General features: G+C 40.1%; 23 protein-coding genes and 1 tRNA gene. 11 read left to right on the forward strand and 13 right to left on the reverse strand.

The annotated features are described in order from the left end of the window. Positions 1 to 67: 67 nt before the first annotated feature. From ABM313_RS04670 to ABM313_RS04695, 6 genes are all read right to left on the reverse strand, one after another. Positions 68 to 2,677 carry an EAL domain-containing protein gene (locus ABM313_RS04670; protein WP_434686524.1) on the reverse strand — a complete coding sequence of 870 codons (2,610 nt, stop codon included), beginning with the start codon at positions 2,675 to 2,677 and terminating at the stop codon, positions 68 to 70. 510 nt (positions 2,678 to 3,187) lie between these two features. Next, positions 3,188 to 3,415 carry a hypothetical protein gene (locus ABM313_RS04675; protein ID WP_434686525.1) on the reverse strand — a complete coding sequence of 76 codons (228 nt, stop codon included), beginning with the start codon at positions 3,413 to 3,415 and terminating at the stop codon, positions 3,188 to 3,190. A gap of 300 nt (positions 3,416 to 3,715) precedes the next feature. Continuing rightward, positions 3,716 to 3,788, reverse strand: a tRNA-Val gene (locus ABM313_RS04680). A gap of 150 nt (positions 3,789 to 3,938) precedes the next feature. Then, positions 3,939 to 5,300: an 8-oxoguanine deaminase gene (locus ABM313_RS04685; RefSeq protein ID WP_434686526.1), complete on the reverse strand. Its 1,362-nt coding sequence runs from the start codon at positions 5,298 to 5,300 to the stop codon at positions 3,939 to 3,941. Positions 5,301 to 5,389: 89 nt separating this feature from the next. After that, positions 5,390 to 6,538: an IS66 family transposase gene (tnpC, locus tag ABM313_RS04690; protein WP_434688364.1), complete on the reverse strand. Its 1,149-nt coding sequence runs from the start codon at positions 6,536 to 6,538 to the stop codon at positions 5,390 to 5,392. Beyond that, positions 6,535 to 6,744, reverse strand: a complete 210-nt coding sequence (locus tag ABM313_RS04695; RefSeq protein WP_434683819.1) for a hypothetical protein — start codon at positions 6,742 to 6,744, stop codon at positions 6,535 to 6,537. Before ABM313_RS04695 ends, tnpC begins: the two co-directional genes overlap by 4 nt. A gap of 479 nt (positions 6,745 to 7,223) precedes the next feature. Between ABM313_RS04695 and ABM313_RS04700 the strand changes: the two genes are divergently transcribed. Beyond that, on the forward strand, positions 7,224 to 8,054 hold the full coding sequence (locus ABM313_RS04700; RefSeq protein ID WP_434686527.1) for a hypothetical protein: 831 nt from the start codon (positions 7,224 to 7,226) through the stop codon (positions 8,052 to 8,054). Between the two features lie 102 nt (positions 8,055 to 8,156). Next, positions 8,157 to 8,651, forward strand: coding sequence for a GNAT family N-acetyltransferase (locus ABM313_RS04705; RefSeq protein WP_434686528.1), 495 nt, complete (start codon positions 8,157 to 8,159; stop codon positions 8,649 to 8,651). A 232-nt stretch (positions 8,652 to 8,883) separates the two neighbouring features. Here the strand turns inward: ABM313_RS04705 and ABM313_RS04710 are convergent, their stop codons facing one another. Both ABM313_RS04710 and xth read right to left on the reverse strand, forming a co-directional pair. After that, the gene (locus ABM313_RS04710; RefSeq protein WP_434686529.1) at positions 8,884 to 9,330 is read right to left on the reverse strand and encodes a pentapeptide repeat-containing protein; all 447 of its coding nucleotides are present in this window, start codon (positions 9,328 to 9,330) and stop codon (positions 8,884 to 8,886) included. Positions 9,331 to 9,431: 101 nt separating this feature from the next. After that, positions 9,432 to 10,223 carry an exodeoxyribonuclease III gene (gene xth / locus ABM313_RS04715; RefSeq protein ID WP_434686530.1) on the reverse strand — a complete coding sequence of 264 codons (792 nt, stop codon included), beginning with the start codon at positions 10,221 to 10,223 and terminating at the stop codon, positions 9,432 to 9,434. 259 nt (positions 10,224 to 10,482) lie between these two features. Between xth and ABM313_RS04720 the strand changes: the two genes are divergently transcribed. Together ABM313_RS04720 and ABM313_RS04725 are read left to right on the forward strand one after the other, a co-directional pair. Continuing rightward, positions 10,483 to 10,746: a BolA family protein gene (locus ABM313_RS04720; protein WP_094532289.1), complete on the forward strand. Its 264-nt coding sequence runs from the start codon at positions 10,483 to 10,485 to the stop codon at positions 10,744 to 10,746. A gap of 105 nt (positions 10,747 to 10,851) precedes the next feature. Further along, positions 10,852 to 11,775 carry an energy-coupling factor transporter transmembrane component T family protein gene (locus ABM313_RS04725; protein ID WP_434686531.1) on the forward strand — a complete coding sequence of 308 codons (924 nt, stop codon included), beginning with the start codon at positions 10,852 to 10,854 and terminating at the stop codon, positions 11,773 to 11,775. A gap of 33 nt (positions 11,776 to 11,808) precedes the next feature. Here ABM313_RS04725 and era read toward each other — a convergent pair whose 3' ends face one another. Together era and ABM313_RS04735 are read right to left on the reverse strand one after the other, a co-directional pair. Then, positions 11,809 to 12,717: a GTPase Era gene (gene era, locus ABM313_RS04730; protein ID WP_434688365.1), complete on the reverse strand. Its 909-nt coding sequence runs from the start codon at positions 12,715 to 12,717 to the stop codon at positions 11,809 to 11,811. A 154-nt stretch (positions 12,718 to 12,871) separates the two neighbouring features. Further along, positions 12,872 to 13,132 carry a chlororespiratory reduction protein 7 gene (locus ABM313_RS04735; protein WP_434686532.1) on the reverse strand — a complete coding sequence of 87 codons (261 nt, stop codon included), beginning with the start codon at positions 13,130 to 13,132 and terminating at the stop codon, positions 12,872 to 12,874. A gap of 94 nt (positions 13,133 to 13,226) precedes the next feature. Between ABM313_RS04735 and scpB the strand changes: the two genes are divergently transcribed. From scpB to ABM313_RS04750, 3 genes are all read left to right on the forward strand, one after another. Further along, positions 13,227 to 13,853, forward strand: coding sequence for an SMC-Scp complex subunit ScpB (scpB, locus tag ABM313_RS04740; protein WP_434686533.1), 627 nt, complete (start codon positions 13,227 to 13,229; stop codon positions 13,851 to 13,853). Between the two features lie 231 nt (positions 13,854 to 14,084). Then, complete coding sequence (locus tag ABM313_RS04745; RefSeq protein WP_434686534.1) at positions 14,085 to 14,936, forward strand: hypothetical protein; 852 nt, start codon at positions 14,085 to 14,087, stop codon at positions 14,934 to 14,936. 221 nt (positions 14,937 to 15,157) lie between these two features. Continuing rightward, on the forward strand, positions 15,158 to 15,490 hold the full coding sequence (locus ABM313_RS04750; RefSeq protein ID WP_434686535.1) for a hypothetical protein: 333 nt from the start codon (positions 15,158 to 15,160) through the stop codon (positions 15,488 to 15,490). Between the two features lie 116 nt (positions 15,491 to 15,606). Here the strand turns inward: ABM313_RS04750 and ABM313_RS04755 are convergent, their stop codons facing one another. Continuing rightward, complete coding sequence (locus tag ABM313_RS04755) at positions 15,607 to 16,803, reverse strand: DNA cytosine methyltransferase (RefSeq protein WP_434686536.1); 1,197 nt, start codon at positions 16,801 to 16,803, stop codon at positions 15,607 to 15,609. Positions 16,804 to 16,894: 91 nt separating this feature from the next. On the opposite strand from ABM313_RS04755, the gene ABM313_RS04760 reads away from it, so the two are divergent. The 4 genes from ABM313_RS04760 to ABM313_RS04775 all read left to right on the forward strand — a co-directional run bounded on the left by ABM313_RS04760 (position 16,895) and on the right by ABM313_RS04775 (position 20,244). After that, on the forward strand, positions 16,895 to 17,098 hold the full coding sequence (locus ABM313_RS04760) for a hypothetical protein (RefSeq protein WP_434686537.1): 204 nt from the start codon (positions 16,895 to 16,897) through the stop codon (positions 17,096 to 17,098). Between the two features lie 26 nt (positions 17,099 to 17,124). After that, a complete protein-coding gene (locus tag ABM313_RS04765) occupies positions 17,125 to 18,531 on the forward strand; it encodes a dihydroorotase (protein WP_434686538.1) in 1,407 nt (468 codons plus the stop codon). A gap of 107 nt (positions 18,532 to 18,638) precedes the next feature. Then, entirely contained in the window at positions 18,639 to 19,364 is a 726-nt protein-coding gene (locus ABM313_RS04770; RefSeq protein WP_434686539.1) for a hypothetical protein, read from the forward strand. Between the two features lie 70 nt (positions 19,365 to 19,434). Further along, a complete protein-coding gene (locus ABM313_RS04775; protein ID WP_434686540.1) occupies positions 19,435 to 20,244 on the forward strand; it encodes a PhzF family phenazine biosynthesis protein in 810 nt (269 codons plus the stop codon). A 57-nt stretch (positions 20,245 to 20,301) separates the two neighbouring features. Here the strand turns inward: ABM313_RS04775 and ABM313_RS04780 are convergent, their stop codons facing one another. Then, positions 20,302 to 20,574 (reverse strand): hypothetical protein, encoded by a 273-nt coding sequence (locus ABM313_RS04780; protein ID WP_434686541.1) that lies wholly within the window; start codon positions 20,572 to 20,574, stop codon positions 20,302 to 20,304. Between the two features lie 577 nt (positions 20,575 to 21,151). Next, positions 21,152 to 22,252 (reverse strand): hybrid sensor histidine kinase/response regulator, encoded by a 1,101-nt coding sequence (locus ABM313_RS04785; RefSeq protein WP_434686542.1) that lies wholly within the window; start codon positions 22,250 to 22,252, stop codon positions 21,152 to 21,154. Positions 22,253 to 22,482 lie beyond the last annotated feature (230 nt).

Raw genomic sequence — 22,482 nt, forward strand, 5'->3', positions numbered from 1 at the left:
ATGTCCTAAGCAAAACTTGATTTGCTATACAAAACATAAAATGGCTACGCCATTTTGTGTTTTGATACTACTCTGTTGTTGGGGAAATTGCGATCGCATTAACACTATTGGCAATTACCTGTTCAGCCGCAGGTGCAGTTAGAGGTCGCGAAAATAGATATCCTTGACCAAACTCACAACCTAATTTTTTTAAAATTTCCACCTGCTGTTGAGTTTCTACACCTTCAGCAACAACACTCATATTCAAGGTATGCGCCAACATCGTTATCGTCCGCACAATTTCGATGTTTTCTCCGCCCTCCGTCATTTGATCCACAAAGGCTCGATCTATTTTGAGAATGTTAATTGGGAAACGATGTAAATAGCTAAGGGAAGAATATCCTTGCCCAAAATCATCAATACTCAATTGAATATTTCTCGCCCTTAATTGAGCTAATTTATTAATCGTTTGTTCTCCTTGATCCATCAATGTGCTTTCGGTAATTTCTAAACGAATAGAACTGCCATCAATGCCAGTTTCCGCCAGAATGACATCAAGTTTCTCTAACACATCTGGTTCACGAATTTGATGACTAGCCAAATTGATGCTCATCTTTAAATTAGCCGCTTCAGGAAATTTATGCAGCCAAGTTTTTAGTTGATGACATGCTTCTTTTAAAACCCAGTCACCGACTGCCACAATCAATCCTGTATCTTCGGCAAGGGGAATAAACTCTATGGGAGAGATAAAACCACGTTTGGGATTCTTCCAGCGAATGAGTGCTTCAAATCCTGATAACTTATCTGTTTCTAAGGAGACTATTGGCTGATAGTAAAGCTCAAATTCCTGATGCTCAAGGGCATAATGGAGTTCACTCTCTAATTGCGTTAATCTCAGGGTCTGCTCATACATCTCCTGATCGAAGAGAACATAACGTCCTTTTCCTGAGGATTTAGCGCGATACATGGCAATATCAGCATCCCTCAACAAATCAACACAATTATCATAATCAGGCGTACTGATCACAATGCCAATGCTCGCGCTTGGGAAAACGGCTTCACCTTTGATGATCACAGGAGAAAGGAACTTGTTGAGAATGCGCTCGGCAACTATTAATGCTTCACTCACATCTTGAATATCATCAACGAGAATTGTAAATTCATCTCCCCCAAGGCGAGCCACTGTATCAATGGAACGTAAGCAACTTTGCAAAATCTCCGCGATCGCCTGCAAAAATAGATCGCCCACATTATGTCCGAGGCTATCGTTAATCATTTTGAAGCGATCTAAGTCAATAAAAAAGATTGCAAATAGATAACTAGAATGACGTTTACTATACTTGATGGCATGTTCTACCCGATCCATAAATAGATTGCGATTGGGTAACCCCGTTAAAGCATCATGGGAAGCATCATGGGCAAGTAGCTCGATCGAGTCGGAAAGTGCAGAATTCAGTTCTTGTAGTCGTGAAACGTACATATAGCTCTGCATCACTAACATCGAGCCAATATAAGTCAACAGAGCAGGTGCGATCGGTATCCACCAACCCGACAAGAACAGTACATAGCTTCCCCCAACAAGAAACCCTGTGCATAAAATCACTGTACCAGTTAAAAAAATTAAGCGTCTAGTTGAAAAGATCCAAATAATTGATGCCCCAATGATCGCCCAACCAGCTATCCAGATTTCTTCCCAAAGATCGGACCAAACTCTAAACAGAGGACGATTTTCAAGTGCTGCTCCCAAGATCAATTTGACAATATTTGCTTGAAATTCTACTCCCGACATTTGAGCGGGCGAGGTAATAAAATTACTGCTATAGGGGGTATAAAAAACGTCATTGAGGCTTCCAGCTTGAGGACCAATTAAGACAATGCGATCGCGCATTAGCTGAGGATCGATGCGATTTTCTAGCACATCTTCAAGGGAGATGTAGCGAAACTTTTGAGAGGAGCCATGATAGTTCATCAGAACTTGATATCCACCAGCATCAATCCGAATATATCCACCATCAGTACTTTCTAAAGGCTGAAAAATCGCTTCGCCAAGCTTTAAGAATCCAGATTCTGATGACTTCGGTTCTATCCCTCTATCTTTTAAATATCTAAGAGCGATCGCTAAACCTAAACTTGGTAAACCCTCATTACCGTCAGGCATCGGATAAAGTAAAGCGCGACGCAATCTACCGTCAGGATCAACAATTACATCATTCGCCGATACTTGACCTAATGCCTTTAAAGCAGGTGGTGGATCAATAACTGTACTAAAGCGATCGCCAATACTTTTTTCAATGCCTATCAAATTGGGAGTGGTTTTGAATATCTGTTCTAATTCTGCGTAACCATCTCCCACAGGAATATCTCGATACAGGTCTAAGCCAATCACCTTGGGCTTTTGATCGCGGATTTTACTCAAAATTCGGGCAAGGATGCGGTCAGATGCGGGCCAATTGCCTAGATAGCGAATATCTGATTCTTGCACACCAACGATAATAATTCTTTCATCTACTGGCTCAGGAGGTCGCATTTGGATGTACAGGTCAAATGCAGCCCATTCAATCGGTTGTAACCAGCCTAGCCAGCGTAGTCCAAATACTAACAGGTAGATACTTCCACTCGACAGGAAAAAACCTCCCCACTGTTGAAATCTAAGTGGCAATTTTTCCCAATTTGACTTTAAAGTTTTAATAGCGATCATCTAACGAAGTTTAGTTGCACTTGCTTGCTTAAACCTAACTTTTTATCGTAATTCCTGAGGGGTCTACAAGTTAAAGTAAGATCAGAACCGCTAAGTTTTAATACTGAAATCAAATCGCATTGATCCTACCAAATTAATGCTTTGATGTATGCAAGCTCTTTGTCGTAAGTCCCATAATACCAACTTACAAAGGTGTGCCTAACATTTTTGTAAATTAAAAAACAAACCCAGTGAGGTCTGTAGAAACGAAAAAGGGCGAGACTATGTTTTGCCATAAAACAGTATTTTCCCTATCAGATCAAAAAAGAAGGACACGTATAACGTGTCCTTCTTTTTTGAAATTAAGCATTATGGCTGTTTCTCTATATCCTTTAAATGAACTAATGTACATGATAAGTTAAGGCTAACAATCTACCTTTCCTTGATGCTTAACTACTAATAATTCAATAACAATATCTATTGAAAGTTAGAAGTCAATAAATAAATGTATGACAAGATAGGCAGCACAGGTTACAAAATCAAGTCCTGTAAGGGTTGTGCATGAGAAGATGTAGGCACAACTTTAAAGAGTAGGCGGGAGCCACCTCCTTGAGTACGTTGTGGTTTAGGGCGATCAGATGGTGTATATCCTGCTTGGTAATTTGCTAAAGCAAATTCTGGTTGACCGACAACAAATATTATCCCCCCGATGAAGGCAACCGAAGCTGGCAGAATATCTTTGTATGACTTAAACAACATATAAATTCTGGCTCTTAAGCTACGATCAGATTTTACCTGATTTACTGGAAAAATATTACTTTATATAACTTTCTAATAACCTTTTATAGTTTCATAATGCCTCAAAAAGTTTTTCAAGTAATTATATACCTATAACTTAAGCTTAATTTTATCTTGTTAAAGTTATGCAAAGCAATGTTACGGAAATATTTTCACAACTAAAATATTTCCATTATCACTAGTGGAAATATTTTAGTTGTGAAAGTATTATTTTTGTGTTACAAAAATAATACTACGAAATCAATGAGGCTTTTATTCTAATGGGCGCTGAGGGACTCGAACCCCCGACATTCTCGGTGTAAACGAGACGCTCTACCAACTGAGCTAAGCGCCCTTTCATTTGGTCTGTTTTTTTGACCTCACTAAATATAACAGATAGTGATCACATTTAGTCAACTTTTTTATAAGTAATTTTCAAAATTAATCTTTGGCATTTCTCAAGGCAATAAAAAAGGACGCAAAGCGTCCTTTTTTATTGTTTTTTCTACTTATTGACAAGTTGGTAAGCAATTTTGTTAGTACGCTCGATCAGCATTGGCAAATCAAGGGTAGTCAATTGACCACGATCAACGACTTTACGACCATTGATAAAGCTGTAATCAACCGATGGCACAGGACAAAATATTAGGGCAGCTACCAGATCATGATGTGCGCCTGCAAACTGCGATCGCTCAATATCAATGGCAATAAAATCTGCTGCCATATTTGGGGCGATCGCCCCAATGTCATCTCTGCCCAAAACCTTAGCTCCACCAAGGGTTGCTACTTCCAAGATCTCTCTAGCACTCATTGATGTGGGATCACACTCATTGACCCTTGCGAGCAAAAAGGCAGTTCGCGCTTCTTGTAACAGGTTGCCAGTGTCATTAGAAGCCGAACCATCTACACCTAAACCCACAGGCACATTATGATTTAGCATTTTTCTGATGGGGGCGATGCCACTACCTAGGCGCGTATTGCTACAGGGACAATGCGCCACCCCTGTCCCCGTGCGTCCAAATTTTGCGATCGAATCATCACTCAATTTCACACAATGGGCGTGCCACACATCATCACCCAACCAGCCAACTGACTCAGCATAATCTCCAGGTATTTTGCCAAATTTAGCGAGGCTATAGTCTACATCAGACTTATTTTCGGCAAGATGGGTATGCAATCTCACACTGGTATAGGCTCTCGCCATTTTTGCCGATTCGATCATCAAATCTGGGGACACGGAAAATGGGGAACAGGGTGCGAGAGTCATGCGTAACATGGAAAGGCGTGAAGGGTCGTGATACTGCTCGATTAATCTTTGCGAGTCTTTAAGAATGTCAGCTTCCTTCTCAACTAAAGCATCAGGTGGAAGTCCGCCTTGACTCTCGCCAACACTCATACTGCCTCGGCTAGCATGAAATCGCATCCCGATTTCTTGTATGCCAGCTATTTCGTCATCCAATTTGCAATCATTGGGATAGATATAAAGATGATCGCTAGCAGTTGTGCAACCAGATAGAATCAGTTCGGCTGCTGCCATCTGAGCGCTGATATAAATACTTTCAGAAGTAAGATTCCCCCAAATTGGGTATAGAGTTTGCAACCAGTTAAACAGGGTACAATTTTGTGCGGCGGGGATAACTTTGGTAAGAACTTGATAGAAATGATGATGAGTATTAACTAGCCCTGGTAGGACAATATGTTTTCCATTTAAGTCCAATACTTCATCGGCGTTTTGAGGTAACTCGGCGGTGAGTCCCACCTGCTCAATCACATTATCTCTCACAAATATCGCTGCATTATGGAGCTCTCGGCGATCGCTATCCATAGTGACTAAGGTATGGATATTTTTGACTAGAAGTGTGGGCATAGATTCCGATGAATTTAAAATGTGATTCTTAATTTTTACATTAGAATTTAGTAACTAATTGTCATAGTTATAACCTTTTACGTAATTGCTCAACCTATAGAAAACAATGATTTGAGAGGATTCAAAGCGATAAGAATGGACTCAAAAGCAGAAAAGCCTTGTCTTTTTCCAGTATTGACAATGGAACGAACAGCCGCAAATAAGTCACGCCCCCAATCGGAGCGAAAACCATTCGTAACTTTTCTAAAAATGACACTCCAACGTAAAGCCTGTTCGCTAGAGTTATTAGTTGGCGGGATGGTGTGGTCATCCAAAAACAGAAATAAGTTTTCTCGTAATTCTAGATATCGCTTCTGTAATCTAAGTCCATCTTCTTGAGTAGGTAACAGAGCTAAAATATTGTCGAGGTCTCGATACAATCGACATCGATATTGATAACGAGTAGAGTCAGCTAAATCCGACCATCGCCTTCGCAGCACCAAAGCTCGTAGCAGCAGCTTTTTCATCCTGCCAGAGAAAATCTGGTCTCCTGCATCAATTCCATACTGACAATCTCTGAGTTGATGGGCAAGACAAACTTGCCATTCTGTCGCTGGATTGGTCTTTTGGGCGCTAAACAAATCTGATACCCACACCTCTGGTTGATGCTCTGCCATCACTTCGGCGATGACATCTGCGCCTCTAGACGGTCGGATGATATGAAAACATACTTGTTCGTTCTGAAATACCCATTCCCATTGATTTTTACCGTTTACCCTTGCTCTGGTTTCGTCACTGCATACTAGACGAGATGTTTTTAGGGCTTGGAGTATTCCTGTCACCTCCGACTCTAGTTGTCCTTTCACCCTTGTTAAGAGATTGGCGATACCTCCTTCTGATATCTCTAAGCCAAATACTTCACTCAGCATTTGCTGCATTCTTCCATAGCTTATACCGTGACTGTATCTCATCGTTGTCACTAGGGCAGCTATTCTTTCTCCAAAGGGACTTCCTACTTCAAGTCCTACGGGTAATGCTGCGATTTGTTCCTGTCCACAATGCTCACACTTGCATCCATACCTTTCGATTCTGGTAACGATGGGCTTGATTGGTGGTATATCGATCTTGTCGTATCGTTCCAGTAATACCTGCATTGATTCAGCGATCTCTTTCCCACATTCTGCACAACTTTTTACAGTTGCTTTGAGCGTTTGGTCTGGATTTTCACTCAGTTGACGACCTCCTCCATCTCTTCCTATACTTCCTGCTCGTTTGCCTTCTGTTTTTCTGGATTATTGATTTCCGCTTTAAATCCTTTGGCTGGTGGCAAACTTGAGTTCTTTGAAGTCTTCTTTGGTTTCTTTTCTAACTGCTTCTGTAGTTTTTGTAGTTCTTCCCATAACTTAACTATCAAGGCTTCTTTTGCCTCGTCTGTTAGTTCTTTTAGGTTGGGTAGTTCTTTCATTTCTTTAATTTATCAGCTTTTGCCCCTTTGTCAATTTTCCTACGTTGAGCTATTACCCTTTTACATAGCTTTGCGTCTAAATCCCAACCAAGAGACTGATGGAGGTGCGGTGAAGTAACATCATATTTTCGCTCATCTCGGCAAATAGGTGGAATCAGGAAAAAGAAGCCGACGAAGGAAGTCAACATCAATCCAACAGGGAAGTTCTCAACAATCTCGTCATGTCTTAATATCAATCTCCTGAGTACAGGACAAAAAATTGCCAAAGTAGAGAGAAAGGGTTCTTATATAAAGATAACCACATCAACCATAAAATACGGCTATAACTAAATATGTATTCATTGCAAAACCGCTATAGTAAATATAGCAGTCCTATATCATTTGTGGATTTTTGTGGTTTGTGGAAGGACACCCCATCGGGGTGTCCTTCCACAAACCATTTAGGATTGCTATAGCAGATTTGTTAGAGGTATCCTGTCATGAGTAATGATACAGAGCGATCGCTGTTAAATAGTCTTCATGCTTATGTGAATCGTTTTGATACATCGAATTCTCGTGAAGATCTCCTTGCGATCGCGAGTTCAATTTTGACCTTTCAACAAAAGCAAGGAAGTAATGTCAAGATCGAGTCTAATCAAACTGAAGCTTTAATTCAGCAAGTGGTCAATCAGTTTCAATCAGAACCTCTATCTCCTGTTATTGATGCAACTGCTGATACATTGGTGCAAGAAGTAAACCAATGGCGACAGTCGTTAGAAGAGCGGGTACTCAACACCCTTAATGCTTATGCTCGGAAGGTTCACCCTAATCAACTACAGAATTTACTGCCAGAGACAATTTTATCTATTCTTCCTTTAGTGGAAAACGTCCAACTGCGTAAATCAGAAGCTGAGTCTTTAATTCGGCAGGTAGAATCAAAATTTAATTGGAATAGGGAATTAGCGCAGGTAATTGATCCGAAATTTGTAGCGATCGCAGATAAATTGGTACAGCTATCAAAGTTCGGTGACTTAAAGAAATTACTACAAGACTCTCTCTTAGGAAATCGAGATCTAATTAATAGCTCTCTTGAGAATGTAACCGAATCGCTTGTAGAAAGCGAACTAGCTAAAATTATCGGCAGTAATACCCTGCATATGGATATTGACGTTGATGCTCAGAAACTAATGGTCAAGCAGGTAACACTCAAGCTTAATGTTTTACAGCCTTCGGCAACACCTTCAAAGAGTAATGAGGAAATTGCTACCCAAATGGATGCCGAAATTGAGCGTTTCAAAGCATCTCGACCAATTCCATTTCGTTTGTTTTAGCATGTATAGCTTGAACAAAAAGCAAAACCACTAAGATAAGTGGCGGCGCTTCGCGCCGCCACTTATCTTAGTGGTTTTATATTGCTATATACTCTTTAAATTATGACTCCAGTTCAATTTGTAATCCGTCCTGCAACTATTGCGGACACATCAGCTATTTTTTCGTTGATTTTGGCACTCGCTGACTATGAAAAGCTCACTGATAAAGTGACAGGCAATATCGAATCTTTGCAAACAGATCTGTTTGGTCAAAATCCCTGTATAGAAGCGATCATAGCGGAGATAGAGCCAAATCAAATTGTAGGATTTGCCTTGTTTTTTACTAGCTATTCCACTTTCTTAACCCGTCGCGGCATTTATTTAGAAGATTTATTTGTGCTGTCTGAGTATCGTGGTATGGGTATTGGCAAAGCGCTAATCTCCAATCTTGCTCAAATTGCAGTATCTAGAGGTTATGGTCGCTTTGAGTGGTCAGTTTTAGATTGGAATGAACCTGCGATCGCCTTTTATACTCGCATTGGCGCAGAGATTCTTCCAGATTGGCGTATTTGTAGAGTTACAGGTGATGCATTAGAGCATCTTGCTAACAACCAATAAAGGCGGTGCAAAGCGCCACCTTTATTTACACCACAAGAGTTTTTGAAAAAGTTAGGACTTACGTATTAGCCTTGCACTCAAGTGCAGGCTAAAAGCTCAAACCCGTTGAAACGGGTTAATCCAAACTGCTCTGTAGTCCACTTCAGTGGACTTTAGCTTTTAGCCAAGAACTTGAGTTCTTGGTTCATTTGCTTTCTCAAAACTCTTGGTTTGGGTTTGAGCGCAAAGCGCTTTAACAATCACGATTTGATGTTAATCCACTGGGCAAAACTGTCTTACAGAGCTTTGCTTTGGCTAATTGCGCTTCCGATATATTGGCACTAGTAAGGACAGCTTCAGTAAAATCTGTTTTATCAAAGATAGCGTTGGAAAAGTTAGCTAAAAACATTTTAGTGTGTTTGAAGTTAGCATAACTTAGATTCGCTCCACTAAGATTAGCCCGACTAAGATTAGAGAAAGTGATACTCGCACCGACTAAATTTGCTCTACTGAGATCAGCGGCGAGTAAATATGTATAGTCTAAGTTACTCACTGGCAGATAAGCTCCAGTTAAATCGCAAACTTGACAGTTTCTAGTGGTTTGTAGTTGGACAACTTGGCTAGGATTCAAAGCCCATGCTGGCAAGGGAAACAAAAATAAAATGAGTAGCACGATCGCCAAAAAGATGCGGTATTTCATATCTAAAGATCTCTATATTTACATCTATTAACAAATCCAATTTTTGACGGCGCAGCTTTGCCGCACCGTCAAAAACGACTAAGCTCTAAAAACATTATCATCTAATCAATTGTCACAATTACAGGCGTGTGATCGCTAGGCTGAGTAAGTTTGCGTGGTTCTATATCAATTACACAGGCTGTAGCTTTCTCATATAGAGACTCTGTTAAGAAGTGATAATCAATCCGCCAGCCACGATTGCGTTGAAATCCTCCAGAACGATAATCCCACCAGCTATAGTAACCACCACCAGATTCAAATTTCCGAAATATATCTTTAAAGCCAAGGTTTAAAACTTCCGCAAGAGCTTCTCGCTCTATATCCGTGGACATCACCTTGTTTTCGCGTCCTTTGGGATCGTAAATATCCAAATCAGCGATCGCCACATTAAAATCGCCACAAATCAGCACTTTGGTATTTTTATCTAGCAAGGCTTGCAAATATGCTTTTAATAGCTTTAGCCAACGCAATTTATAAGCATATTTCTCACTTCCCACTTCTGAGCCATTGGGGACATACATATTCACGAGCTGGACATCGCCACATTTAGCAGTGATGAGACGTTTCTGCTCATCTAAACTGGGATCATCAATTTCGCCTAATACTGATGCAAAACCCGTTTGGATATCCTGTAAAGGCGATCGCGAGATCATCGCTACACCGTTATAGGATTTTTGTCCATAAATGTAGGTTTGGTAGCCTAAGTCTGTAAATGGCGTATGGGGGAAGTCTGTGTCGATTACCTTAGTTTCTTGTAAGCACAACACATCAACTTCAGAATTGGCTTGTAACCAATCACAAACATGGGTGATTCTTGTGCGAACTGAGTTAACATTCCAAGTGGCAATTTTCATAGAGCTTTTCTTTAAAATCCTGAAGATGATATGCACAAAATGTTGCTTATCTTACAGCGCTTTGTGCTTAAACCCAAACCCGTAAGGTTGCGCCCCTATAGGGCGCAACCTTGCGGGTTTGATCAAAACATTATCGAGATAACTTATTTGGACTTTTAGGTTGAAGCTGTGGCTTTGCAACAGTTTCAACCTAAGGATTATGGTTCATGTCACAATGTGAATAGTAATTTATATTTTCTAAACATTGAGTTTGCCCAGCATGATTTCCCATAACAATATCGCCGAATTAATTCGCGCCGCTTTACCTAATGCCAAAGTTCAGGTTGAAGATCCTAATCATGATGGTCAACATTTTGCAGCGATCGTTGTTGCTGAGCAATTTGAAGGCTTATCGATGATTAAGCAACACAAACTCGTCTATGGGGCTATCCAAGAGCATCTCGATACTGGCGCAATTCACGCATTGCAACTAAAGACCTATAGCTTATCCCAATGGGAAAGTATGCAGGTTCAGGTTAACTAATCGAAAGTTGCGGCGCTTTGCGCCGCAACTTTCGATTTGGTTTTACAGCGTTTTTGGTATATTGGAAACTGCAAGAATAAAAGCCCCGAAAAATATCAGAATATAGTGGATATACTGCGATCGCTTCCTATCGGACTCTACCTCGAACAGCCGATCACATGGTTACATCGACTCGATCCACGCATCAAACTGTTTGGACTACTCACTTTTTTACTATCGCCCATTCAAGCTAATGAGCCTTGGCGCATAGCGATCGCCGTTTTATTAATCATCCTGACCTTAGCTTCACAAATTCCCATGCGAGTTTGGAAACAGCAAATGGGGATTTTGCTATTACTTTCCTTTATGACTTTAGCGATCGCCACCATTTCCCCTGATGGTTTTAATATCACTGTCCAGCCGCGCCGCCCGATCCCTGACGTAAATATCACCACTACTCAAACTCAAAACACGCCATCACTAACAATCAAACTTCCTCAACCAACCTCCTATAGTTATGTAGTTTGGAAGGCTGGCAGTATTACGGTTACTCGCAAATCTCTGGATTTAGGTGTGCGCGTTTGTACATTGATTTTCACCTATCTCTACGCACCAACTCTATTTTTGCTAGTCACGGCTCCTGAAGAAATCACAGCCGCGATCGCCGCGATTTTTGCTCCATTAAAATTCTTGAAAGTTCCTGTTGTTGAAATTGTCCTGACGCTAACACTTGCACTACGATTTGTACCCTTGGTTTTAGAGGAAGTTCAAAACCTAGGTCGAGCAATGCGAACTCGTTCAATTAATTGGAAAAGGCTGGGTTTTAAGCGCACTACTCAAATTTGGCTAATTCTTGCTGAGCGACTGATTGACAATCTATTCATCCGCGCTGAGCAGACGGCAAGCGCTATGCAAGTACGAGGCTTTACATCTCCCAATACTCACGTTGTCGTTTGGAATCCTCTCAAATTCTTTCCTCGCGATATAGTGTTACTAATTCTCTTAGTCGCAATGTGGGGTGTCAGAATTTACTATGGCAACGAGTTCTAAAAAGAAGAGAATTGCTTTACAATTCTCTTCTTTTTATTCTACGCGATAGCCCAGATCTGACAGTTGAAATCGTGATGAGCGCCATTTGGGCTGAACTTTAACAAACATTTCCAAATGCACAGAACCCATAATCATCTTCTGCATTTGCAGTCTTGCCTGAGTCCCAATCTCTTTAAGCATTTGTCCCTTTTTGCCAATGAGAATTCCCTTTTGCGAATCTCGTTCTACATGAATCGTTGCCATAACCCTTGTGATTTTCGGCTGCTCATCTACTTGATCGATACTGATCGCTACAGAATGCGGAATCTCTTCGCGAGTAAGCAAGAGAATCTGTTCACGAATTAGCTCACCCATAATGAATCGCTCAGGCTGATCGGTGACTAAATCAGGTGGATAGTAATAGGGCCCAAAGGGCAAGCGATCGCACATCATTGTCTGCAAGGCTTCTAATCCTTCCCCCGTGACCGATGAGAACTTGGCAACTTGCCAACCATGCTCCTCAGCAAAGCTCTCATAGCTAGTGAAAGTATCTCCCGAATCATCATTAAGAATATCGATTTTATTGATACCCAAAATCGTTGGAACGTTGCTCTGTAAGATTGTTTCGGCAACAAAGCGATCGCCTGTTCCCATGCGATCGCTACCATCAACCAGCAAAACTGTCATATCCACTGAAGAGATCGCACCGATCGCATTTTTGACAATGGTTTGACCGAGTAAATGGTGGGGTTTATGAATTCCAGGAGTATCGACAAGGACGATTTGGGCTTCAGGTAATGTCAAAATACCGCGCAGACGATTGCGTGTAGTTTGGGCAACAGGCGAAGTGATCGCAATCTTTTGACCGATGAGGGCATTGAGCAGCGTAGACTTGCCAACATTTGGTCGTCCTACTAATGCTACAAAGCCCGATTTAAAACCTTCGCCCGATTCTGGAATCATGATTATTTGCGATCGCTGTATTTGAGATAGGAAATGATTATATCCTGCCATAAATGTGAACATGGGCATTCCTAACGCTCATTCTTGACGGTACAAAGCAATGCTCTTTGGGGCTAGTCCATAGACAATCAGCTTTGTTCTTTCTTCACCATGCTTATTTATCGAGGCGGACGACGTACCATTGCCATGTGCCGCGATCGCCACAGTCAAGATCGCAAGCAGTTTTAATCAAGCGCTGGACTTGCTCGTTAATTGTGGTGAGGTTTTGTAAATCGGTGGGGAGATCTTGATGCTCGATCTCAACAAGCAGATCATGCAAAATTTGTTCTAATTCTGGCTGATTAACAAACCGCTCTTGCATATCTGGAGGCAGCACCACATAAGTGTCTTCGTAGTACATCATGCTGCTTGGCATATGGTTTCTCGGCTTGTGAAATTTTTTGTTTAAGAGTATAAAAAGAGCGTAAAAGTGGCGCTATGCACCGCCTATACTCGGTTAAAATTTTAGCATGACGAATGTATTGCCTTTTGAACAACCTATTGATCCTGTAGATGCAGACGAACTAGAGCCTGAAGAGTTTTTTGAGCTTGAAGAAAACTTTGAGGCTGAGCCACTGTCTTTATCTATGGAGGGATTTGAGCAGACAGAACTGCCGATCGCCAATAATCTCAAGCAAAAAGTAGAAGCGGTTTTATATTTGAAGGGGCAACCGATGAATTTGGCTGCGATCGCTGAAGCTCTGGGTTGTGAGATTGAGGATGCCGAAATGGGTCTGATCGATTTAATCTCCGAGTATGCCCATCGCGATAGTGCTTTAGAAATTGTGGAAACCGATATAGGTTTTTCGCTCAGACTGCGATCGGAGTTTGGGGATTTGGTGCATAAGCTCATTCCTGTGGATTTGGGGCGTGGAGCTTTGCGGACTTTGGCAGCGATCGCGTTGAAAAAAAATATCGTCCAGTCAGAGTTGATCGAGTTGCGAGGGGCGGGAGCCTATCAGCATGTGCAGGAATTAGTTGAGCAGGGATTTGTCAGAAAGAAAAGACAAGCAGATGGAGGGCGATCGTCGGTTTTGCAAGTAACTACCAAGTTTCATCAATATTTTGAAATCGATGATTTAACCAAATTGATTTAGTCTAGAAATTCTCATTATGAATTCTTAATTTTTAGCATCTAAAGACAAGTTAAAGTAAGATTGTTATAATGAGAATTTCTGTTTTCAAATAGGTTTAAGATTGGGTGTATTTTAAGGTTTAAGATTGGGCATCTTTATAAAATTTAAGATTGATTCTCTACCGATCACTTCGTCAATCAGAATTGTTGGCAACATTTTTCATGGGAAACAAAAAATCACTTTGTTTATTATATGTATAAGCTCGAAATCAAACTTGACGGTAAATTTATCAACAATTTTTCTACTGGTTCTATCTATGATTTGATTTTTATTGACTTGGAATTTTGGCCAGATTATGTTAATGGGAAAGCAACACAAAGAATATATGGATACACGCTAACTCGTATTCTAAAAACAAGTAAGCAACAATATATAAAAGTTGAATTTTTGGAATTTGAATATGAGGAAGAGGAACTTATCAAGGAGATTATCAGAGATATTGATAATTTGAATAATAAAATCTTTATTGGCTTCAATATAATAAATAGTGATTTGGTCACATTAAGAAGAAGGCTAAAAGCTTTATCCATACAGACAAATTACAGTAAATTAAATATTTTTGATTTCCGAAAATATTCCGATCTCAAAGGATATAAAGGCTTAAATGGTCTATTTGAATATTTAGAAATAAAGGTAAATAAAAAAATTGATGGAAGCTATTTTCACAAAAATCCTAAAAAAGTGTTTTTGAAAAAAAAAGGCTGGACAGATATTTTATTAACTATGTTTGAATATTGTTTGGAAGATGCTGCTGGTTACTTTGAGATTATTTCAAATTGGCATAATAAAAATTCCCTGATAACTAAAGATATGATTTCATACGAGTTATTAGGGTACTCAGCTAAAGAAGAAAAATTATCCTTACAGTCAATACAATTACAAGATAAAGTAGAAGAAAAAACAGGAGAAGAAATCTCAACTATAGAAGATATACAATCTAGTGAAATTCAACTTATTACTACTCTTACAGTAGCAGATTTAGAAAATTTAATCGTTAAAGTTGTACAGAAAGTTATTCAACAAGAGTTAAACAAGCTCAAGTAAAAGCAATTCTCATTATAAAAGAAGATATGTAAATAAGTGTGTGTAGATTATTATATTTGTAAACTGAAAGCGTAGCAATTCTCACTATGGAAGTTTTATTGCAATTTAGGTTGATCTATTGAGTATAGTCTCAATAATTATCTTTGAAAAGCTTATTTCCTTCGATCAAAATTTGACAGCTTAGGAAAGCATAAAAGTCATGCCCCAGAGATGAAATTACCATGCAGCACAAAAAGCAAGATCAAAAGGCTTTTGAAGACAAAGTGGAAATTGATATTAATAGTTTGTACGATTTTTATGGGGGTAAATATTGTTACTATATTCAGATTGGCGGGTATGGGTTTTATCACCTTAAACGAGATGTCCTCTCTTTAGGTACGCCACAATTTGATTGTAAAATGAATTTGAGATTGAGAGCTAAAACTATCCACAGCAGTCCAGTTTATAAATATGGATTCTACGCAGTTTTAAAAGTAGATAAAATGGGAAAAATCAAAAAGTCTTGTTATGATCTTGAACAAAAAGATGGACGTGAATTTCCACCGATTATCTAATTTTTAATTGCGCCAAAGGAAGGAAATGTAGGGGCAACTCATGAATTGCCCCTACGGTGAAATAAAGGGTTTAAGATGGGTTTTGTATAAGCCATAATTTTAATGTGCTATCCAACTTAAAATAATGCAAGCTGATTAGATTGTTCAATTTGATTGTCTTTCTTGGCAGATCTGTTAAAAGCATTTTCTCTATAAGAAAATGCTTTGGCTCTAATTGATTGAATGTCTTCAATGGAGTTAGTTACTTCCATATTGTTTTTCATTGAATCTAACATAAGTATCGACTCACCCAAAGCTTTTGCGAGAAGCGGTGGAACAGCATTGCCAATTTGTCGCCACTGTTGGGTTACAGTGCCACAGAAAAAATAATTAGCTGGAAAGGACTGAATTGCGGCGGCTTCTCTAGCAGTTAAATAGCGATTTTCAACTGGATGATAGTATGTGGTTCGACTAGTGTTAATTGTATTTGCACAATCATCGCGATCTAAACGATTTAATTTAGCTTCTCTAAAGCGCTCTTCATGAATACTTGACCAATCGACATCAAACCATAGATTTTCAGGTAAATATGCTAACTGATCTTTCTTATATCTGACACTTTTTCCTTCAGGTATATGGCTAATTCTTTCTCTTTCTAAATCATTAGCTATTTGTGATCGCTTGATATCATGATTTAAAATTTCATTATTTGATTTTAGTAAATTATCAAAAGCCCATCCTACAGTTCGAGGCAAAGGTAAATCTTGAAGATCTTGATCTGAATCTTTAAAAACTTTATCTGGATAAATGTTTTTTACACCAAAGCGATTACCTAAAAAAATAGTCCGTCTTCTTCTTTCTGGAACTCCATAATGATGTGCTGATAAAACTTTAACATCAAGGGTATAGCCTAAATCTGTAAAGCTTTTAATTATTGCTTTTAAGACATTTTCATTTCTTTTGGATAAAAGACCTGTCACATTTTCAACAATGATGTAATCAGGTTTTAAGGCTTCTACTATTCGGAGAAACTCAAGAAATAGAAAGTTACGCTCGTCTAGATGATCGTTTTGTCCAATTGTAGAAAAGCCTTGACAAGGTGGCCCCCCGCAAATTAAGTCAACCTTTTGATAATCAATTATTTCTTGAATTTGCTGGTTAGATATCTCGCGAATATCACCAGCGATCGCTTTAGCCTGTGGATGATTATGCTGAAAAGTTTCAATAGCGGCGCGATCGTGATCAATTCCCAGCAGGCAAGACCAACCAGCCATTTCTAACCCGCAAGACATTCCACCTGCGCCAGAGAATAAATCTATAAATGTTTTTTTCATGTTTATGCGGGAATAAGCTAATTAGCCAATTTTTAAATTATATACTTAGCCGTGATACGATGAAGATTATTAATTTATTGCTAAGTTAAAAATGGCGCAAACACAGAGGAAGCCTGTATATGTTTTGCCAGAACATCACGATATTCTAAGACGCATTGCCTATGAGCAGCGTTGTAATCTATCTGATGTATTGGATGCTGTGCTAGAAAATGCAGATTGGGAAGTAGTTGAAAAAAAGGCTAAAAACAAACCTTTGCAAAGAGCTAATGAAAGAGGTAGTGCTTCCAACACTTGAGCTAGTTCAGTAAATATTTTTAATTTATGTATAGAGATTTTATTTTGAGCATATTAATTAGACAAAGTACGATTATCCTGCCCGATCGCCAAACGTTAGTAGGTGATGTCTATATTCAACATGGCAAAATTGTGGCGATCGCCCCAAACCTCAACCTCGACGATCTAAATGCTGATGAACAACCTTTAGAAATCATCGAAGCAAGAGGATTGACTTTGCTAGCAGGAGTGATCGATCCGCAGGTGCATTTTCGGGAACCAGGATTAGAGCATAAAGAGGATTTGCGATCGGCGAGTCATGCTTGCGCCAAGGGTGGTGTGACCAGCTTTTTAGAAATGCCGAATACTCGTCCACTCACGATTACCCAAGCTGCCCTAGATGACAAGCTCAGTCGAGCGGCTAGTAAATGTGTGGTTAATTATGGCTTTTTTATTGGGGCGACGGGTGAAGTTTTGCCTGATTTATTAACAGCGAATCCTACCTGTGGCATCAAGATATTTATGGGATCGATGCATGGGGCTTTGCTAGTCGATCAAGAGGAAATATTGGATCGGATTTTTTCGCAGGGTGATCGCCTAATTGCAGTCCATGCGGAAGATCAGGCAAGAATTGCTCAACGTCGCAAGAAATTTGCTGGTAGCAAAGAGCCTGCACTGCACTCGATCATTCAAGATAATCAAGCAGCACTCAATGCCACCCAACTCGCAGTCAAACTGTCTAAGAAATATCAAAGACGACTGCATATTTTGCATATGTCCACTGCGGAAGAAGCAGAATTTTTGCGCCAAGATAAGCCTGAATGGGTGACAGCCGAAGTGACTCCGCAGCATTTATTCATGAATATTAGTGCCTACGAAAAGATTGGTTCCCTCGCCCAGATGAACCCACCCTTGCGATCGCCTCACGATCAAGAAGTGCTCTGGCAAGCTCTACTTGATGGCGTGATTGACTTTATTGCGACTGACCATGCACCCCACACCTTAGCTGAGAAAGGTTTTGCGGCTAGCGAAGACTTACCATCTCCTCAATCTGAGAAATCCTCAAAGGATACCGTCTTATTAGAACCAGCCAACGTACCATCGGGAATGCCGGGGGTGGAAACATCTTTACCACTCATGCTGACGCAAGCGGCTCAGGGACGTTGCTCCGTGCATCAGGTAAGCCAATGGATGAGTGCTAATGTTGCTAAGGCTTACAAAATTGCCAATAAGGGAGAAATTCGGATTGGCTGGGATGCGGACTTAGTTTTAGTTGATCTTGATAATTACAAGCCTGTGCGAAATGAAGATTTGTTGACAAAATGTGGTTGGAGTTCCTTTGAAGGATGGGAACTTACAGGCTGGGCGGTGACCACAATTGTTGGAGGACAAGTTGTGTATGCTAATGGCAAAGTCAATCCTGATGTGCGTGGTCAAGCATTACAGTTTGGTTAAGAAGATAAGATGCGGCGCGAAGCGCCGCATCTTATCTTTGGTTTAGCTTGTAAGGCGACAGCTATAACTGCTATAAACTATCTGGGTTTGCTTTAGGGCGCAACATTATGTTTCTTCTGCGAAAAATATCGATCAGGCTATCGGTTTTATTACTATCAGCGATCGCCACAGGATTATTTGCAGCCTGTAGCAACTCTGGGACTGGTAATAACTTTTCGATGCCCGCGAATGATACTACCAAAGTTTCCCCTCCACCTGCGCCGACAAACACCGCAACCACAACTCCTTCACCAACTAGTATCCCTACAGCGACTCCTAAGCCTACCGTCACCCCTATCAATTTACCCGAACTAGAAATAAAAGAACTTGAACCTTACAAACATCGTTCAGGAATTTTGGAAATGGATGTGCCAAAGGGATGGAAGTTAATTGATAAAAGTCAAACAGGTGAATTACTGTTGACTTGGAATGAACAAGCGGGAAGAGCTACTATTTCCACCAATATTTTTGTACCTCCTAGCGAAATTCCTGAAAATCGTTTGAGCGATGTTTTTGCAGTAATTATTAAAGGAATGTATGGCAATCAGACTGATTTTGAGATGTTAGCTCCTGTAGTTGAGTCAACGGGGAACATTGTGATTACGTGGACATCGACAGTGACAATTAACAACCAGAAAATTAAATTTCAAGCTAATAGTAAATTGCAGCGTCGCAATAACAAGCTGATAATTTTCACTTTTGGGGTGATCGAGCCAAAGTTTGCAGAATTAAAAGATTACTTCATGAAAATATCGAACAATCAGGTTATAGATGCCAGTCTAGCGATTCCTTAGACTCAAAATTAAGCCCCATAGTTAAAAACTATGCATCGGTTTATTTACCTCAAAATTTTAAAAAGACCATATGCAACTCGCGATCGCTATTATTGACGCATTTACGAATCAACCATTTCGCGGTAATCCTGCGGCAACGATCTTAGTTGACCAATTTCCTGAAGATGCTCAAATGCAGCAAATTGCCGCTGAAATCAATCTCTCGGAAACAGCCTTTGTCAAACCCTTAAAGCAAAATCACTTCCACTTGCGATGGTTTACCCCCAAGCAAGAAGTGCCTCTCTGTGGTCATGCTACCCTTGCGATCGCCCATTATCTGCGTGAACTGTCAACGATTTCTACGGATGTACCACTTGTTTTCTCAACCCTTAGCGGCGATCTTCACATTAGCTTTGAAGAAAGTTTAATTGTGATGGATTTTCCAGCAGTTTTATATAAAAATTGCTCAGCGCGATCGCAACAAGTATTAGCAGAGATATTTTGTGATCAATCCTATGAAGTGCTTGGACAAGCTGACGACTATATCGCCGTAGTTTTGAGTTCTGAAGAAGCAATCCAAAATTTTCAACCCCAATATGATCGCATTGCCCAATTAGATGGTTTTGGATTTATTGTTACCGCGATCGCAGATCCAGAGCAGCCCTATGACTTTGTATCCCGATTTTTTGCACCGAAAGCAGGAATTCCTGAAGATCCAGTCACTGGCTCCGCCCATTGCAGTCTTACACCCTATTGGGCAAAACGACTTAGTAAAAGCCATCTCAAAGCCAAACAATTATCAGCGCGTACAGGTGAACTCCAAGTTAGCGATCACGGTACTAGGGTTTTGATCAAAGGTGAAGCCATAACCTTTTTGCGTGGTCAGATCACAAATAGATAAAGGTGGCGCGAAGCGCCGCCTTTATCTATTTGTATGGTCTAAGCTAAATTTGCATTGCTATAGATTTAGAAAGCAATCCTCAAAATCCATTGATTCAGCGTTAGTCGATTCAGAGAAATACCACCATAGGGATACGCGATCTCCTTCATCAACAATGATTGAGAGCATCCCCAAATCTAAGTCACGACGACAGGCGGCGATCGCTTCCTGTTGATTTACATGAACATCAATTGGCAAGAAAGTTTTTCCTAAATAACTAATTCCTTTCTCATTGCCCCAAGGTGTTGAGAAATTAGTCATTTGAATTTCAGATAAAGATAGAATAATCATAACTAGCTGACACAGGACGCTCTTCACATCTCTTATGTTCAACTAATTAGCTTTAGCAAACTGTGATGACTCACTGGTTTGACTTGTGACAGTTTTAAGTATAAACACGTGACTTCAATCACCTATATATAGCTACAGTCACTTGTGTTAAGACACAATCAAAACCCAAGAGACGAATGGCGGCGCTTCGCGCCGCCATTCGTCTCTTGGGTTTTATGTCCTAATACAACGTGAGTTCGATATAGCCATTTGCGGCGGGCAAAGCCCGCCGCAAATGGCGGAAAATGGTAAGAATCGCTTAGCGATTCTTACCATTTTCCGCTTTCGTCGAACTGACGTTAATACACTTGGCGACAGCTATAGCAATCCTAAATGGTTTGTGGAAGGACACCCCATCGGGGTGTCCTTCCACAAACCAAAAAAATCCACAAATGATATAGGACTGCTATATATAGCCGATCCTAAATGATGAGTTGTAATATTTGGAGGGTAGTGGTGCATTCTCACAACCCTTTTAGGATTGCTATAAACCCAAAATAAGAGTGGCGGCGCTTCGCGCTGCTACTCTTATTCTGGGCTACTTATGATTGATTAAAGGTAAAAAAGCTCTTACTACAGTTAGCTCATAGGGAACGCTTTCAATTTCTAACCTACCACCATGCAGATCAAGCAATCGCTTGGCGATCGCTAAGCCTAGTCCAGTCCCCTGCTGAATATAGAGTTTTTTCTCAAATTTGATATACGCACCAAAATTAGCGATCTGTTCTGGTTCAATCCCCTGACCATGATCAGTTACACTCAAACAAAATTCTTTGTCATCATAACTTCCTAAAACATTCACCTCAGTCCCTTCAGGAGAAAACTTGAACCCATTATCCACAAGTTCCTTAACAATTACAGTCAAGTAGGAGTCTGAGATATGGATACTGGCATCTTTAATATCAACATGCAAATCAGAAATCCGATTATAGTGTTCGGCAATCTTCTTAGCGCAACTAGCAATCTCAAGATCAACAAAAGTTGATTTACTATTGCGGATTTGGTTTATCCATTCTGTATTGTTCTCCGTAGACTCTAACTCGGCATACATCAGAAATTTTTTGACCATTTCATGCATATCTCGCCCCGCTTTCCGAATACGCTTACCAATATCTGGTACTTCATGGGCTTGCATAGCATGATAATTTTTGACCAAAATATCCGCCAAACCCATGACTTCGATCGCAGGGAACAACAACTGATGGGGTAGTGACTTAGAGATATTGCCACGCAAGTTAGCTAACTCTTGTTTGTAATAACTATTAATTATTTCTTGTTTTTTGAACTGGGCATTGATCGCCCCCAATAGCTCATCCCTAGTAAAAGGTTTAGTCAAATAATCATCTGATCCCAATTCCATACCCTGACGAAAATCATTTTTGTCAGACTTGGCACTGAGAAATATAAAAGGGATTGTGGTTGTCGCAGGATTATTACGAAGAGCTGCGATAACTCCATATCCATCAATTTCAGGCATCATAATATCGCAGATGATCAAGCTGGGAATATTTTGCTGAGCCATCTCTAAACCAGCACGTCCATTATCGGCACTGATCACCATATATCCCTCGGCTTGCAGCATTCTAGAGGTGTTTAGCAAGACGTTTGGATTATCTTCGATGAGGAGAATTTTTTTCATGCTAGATAGCTAATATCTTTAAGCAACATTATACCGACAGCGATTGATAGTAAATCTAAGACATAATACATAGAAATCCATAGAAAATATTAAAATTCACATCTAAAACCAATGAAATTAAGGCACAGCACAATCTCAAATATAAGGTGCAGTGCAAAGCACTACATCTTATATTTTGGGATGCTCAGTTTTAACAAGGCTGATAACAGCTATAGATTTGACTAGAATTA

It is taken from the genome of Pseudanabaena minima str. Chao 2107 (genome assembly GCF_051131155.1).
Taxonomy (GTDB): domain Bacteria; phylum Cyanobacteriota; class Cyanobacteriia; order Pseudanabaenales; family Pseudanabaenaceae; genus Pseudanabaena; species Pseudanabaena minima.

What these genes read in the sequence shown, in the direction of transcription:
- ABM313_RS04670 (WP_434686524.1), bottom strand. Translation starts at nt 2,677, where the DNA reads ATGATCGCTATTAAAACTTTAAAGTCAAATTGGGAAAAATTGCCACTT.
- ABM313_RS04675 (WP_434686525.1), bottom strand. Translation starts at nt 3,415, where the DNA reads ATGTTGTTTAAGTCATACAAAGATATTCTGCCAGCTTCGGTTGCCTTC.
- ABM313_RS04685 (WP_434686526.1), bottom strand. Translation starts at nt 5,300, where the DNA reads ATGCCCACACTTCTAGTCAAAAATATCCATACCTTAGTCACTATGGAT.
- ABM313_RS04695 (WP_434683819.1), bottom strand. Translation starts at nt 6,744, where the DNA reads ATGAAAGAACTACCCAACCTAAAAGAACTAACAGACGAGGCAAAAGAA.
- ABM313_RS04700 (WP_434686527.1), top strand. Translation starts at nt 7,224, where the DNA reads ATGAGTAATGATACAGAGCGATCGCTGTTAAATAGTCTTCATGCTTAT.
- ABM313_RS04705 (WP_434686528.1), top strand. Translation starts at nt 8,157, where the DNA reads ATGACTCCAGTTCAATTTGTAATCCGTCCTGCAACTATTGCGGACACA.
- ABM313_RS04710 (WP_434686529.1), bottom strand. Translation starts at nt 9,330, where the DNA reads ATGAAATACCGCATCTTTTTGGCGATCGTGCTACTCATTTTATTTTTG.
- xth (WP_434686530.1), bottom strand. Translation starts at nt 10,223, where the DNA reads ATGAAAATTGCCACTTGGAATGTTAACTCAGTTCGCACAAGAATCACC.
- ABM313_RS04720 (WP_094532289.1), top strand. Translation starts at nt 10,483, where the DNA reads ATGATTTCCCATAACAATATCGCCGAATTAATTCGCGCCGCTTTACCT.
- era (WP_434688365.1), bottom strand. Translation starts at nt 12,717, where the DNA reads ATGATTCCAGAATCGGGCGAAGGTTTTAAATCGGGCTTTGTAGCATTA.
- ABM313_RS04735 (WP_434686532.1), bottom strand. Translation starts at nt 13,132, where the DNA reads ATGCCAAGCAGCATGATGTACTACGAAGACACTTATGTGGTGCTGCCT.
- scpB (WP_434686533.1), top strand. Translation starts at nt 13,227, where the DNA reads ATGACGAATGTATTGCCTTTTGAACAACCTATTGATCCTGTAGATGCA.
- ABM313_RS04745 (WP_434686534.1), top strand. Translation starts at nt 14,085, where the DNA reads ATGTATAAGCTCGAAATCAAACTTGACGGTAAATTTATCAACAATTTT.
- ABM313_RS04750 (WP_434686535.1), top strand. Translation starts at nt 15,158, where the DNA reads ATGCAGCACAAAAAGCAAGATCAAAAGGCTTTTGAAGACAAAGTGGAA.
- ABM313_RS04755 (WP_434686536.1), bottom strand. Translation starts at nt 16,803, where the DNA reads ATGAAAAAAACATTTATAGATTTATTCTCTGGCGCAGGTGGAATGTCT.
- ABM313_RS04760 (WP_434686537.1), top strand. Translation starts at nt 16,895, where the DNA reads ATGGCGCAAACACAGAGGAAGCCTGTATATGTTTTGCCAGAACATCAC.
- ABM313_RS04765 (WP_434686538.1), top strand. Translation starts at nt 17,125, where the DNA reads ATGTATAGAGATTTTATTTTGAGCATATTAATTAGACAAAGTACGATT.
- ABM313_RS04770 (WP_434686539.1), top strand. Translation starts at nt 18,639, where the DNA reads ATGTTTCTTCTGCGAAAAATATCGATCAGGCTATCGGTTTTATTACTA.
- ABM313_RS04775 (WP_434686540.1), top strand. Translation starts at nt 19,435, where the DNA reads ATGCAACTCGCGATCGCTATTATTGACGCATTTACGAATCAACCATTT.
- ABM313_RS04780 (WP_434686541.1), bottom strand. Translation starts at nt 20,574, where the DNA reads ATGATTATTCTATCTTTATCTGAAATTCAAATGACTAATTTCTCAACA.
- ABM313_RS04785 (WP_434686542.1), bottom strand. Translation starts at nt 22,252, where the DNA reads ATGAAAAAAATTCTCCTCATCGAAGATAATCCAAACGTCTTGCTAAAC.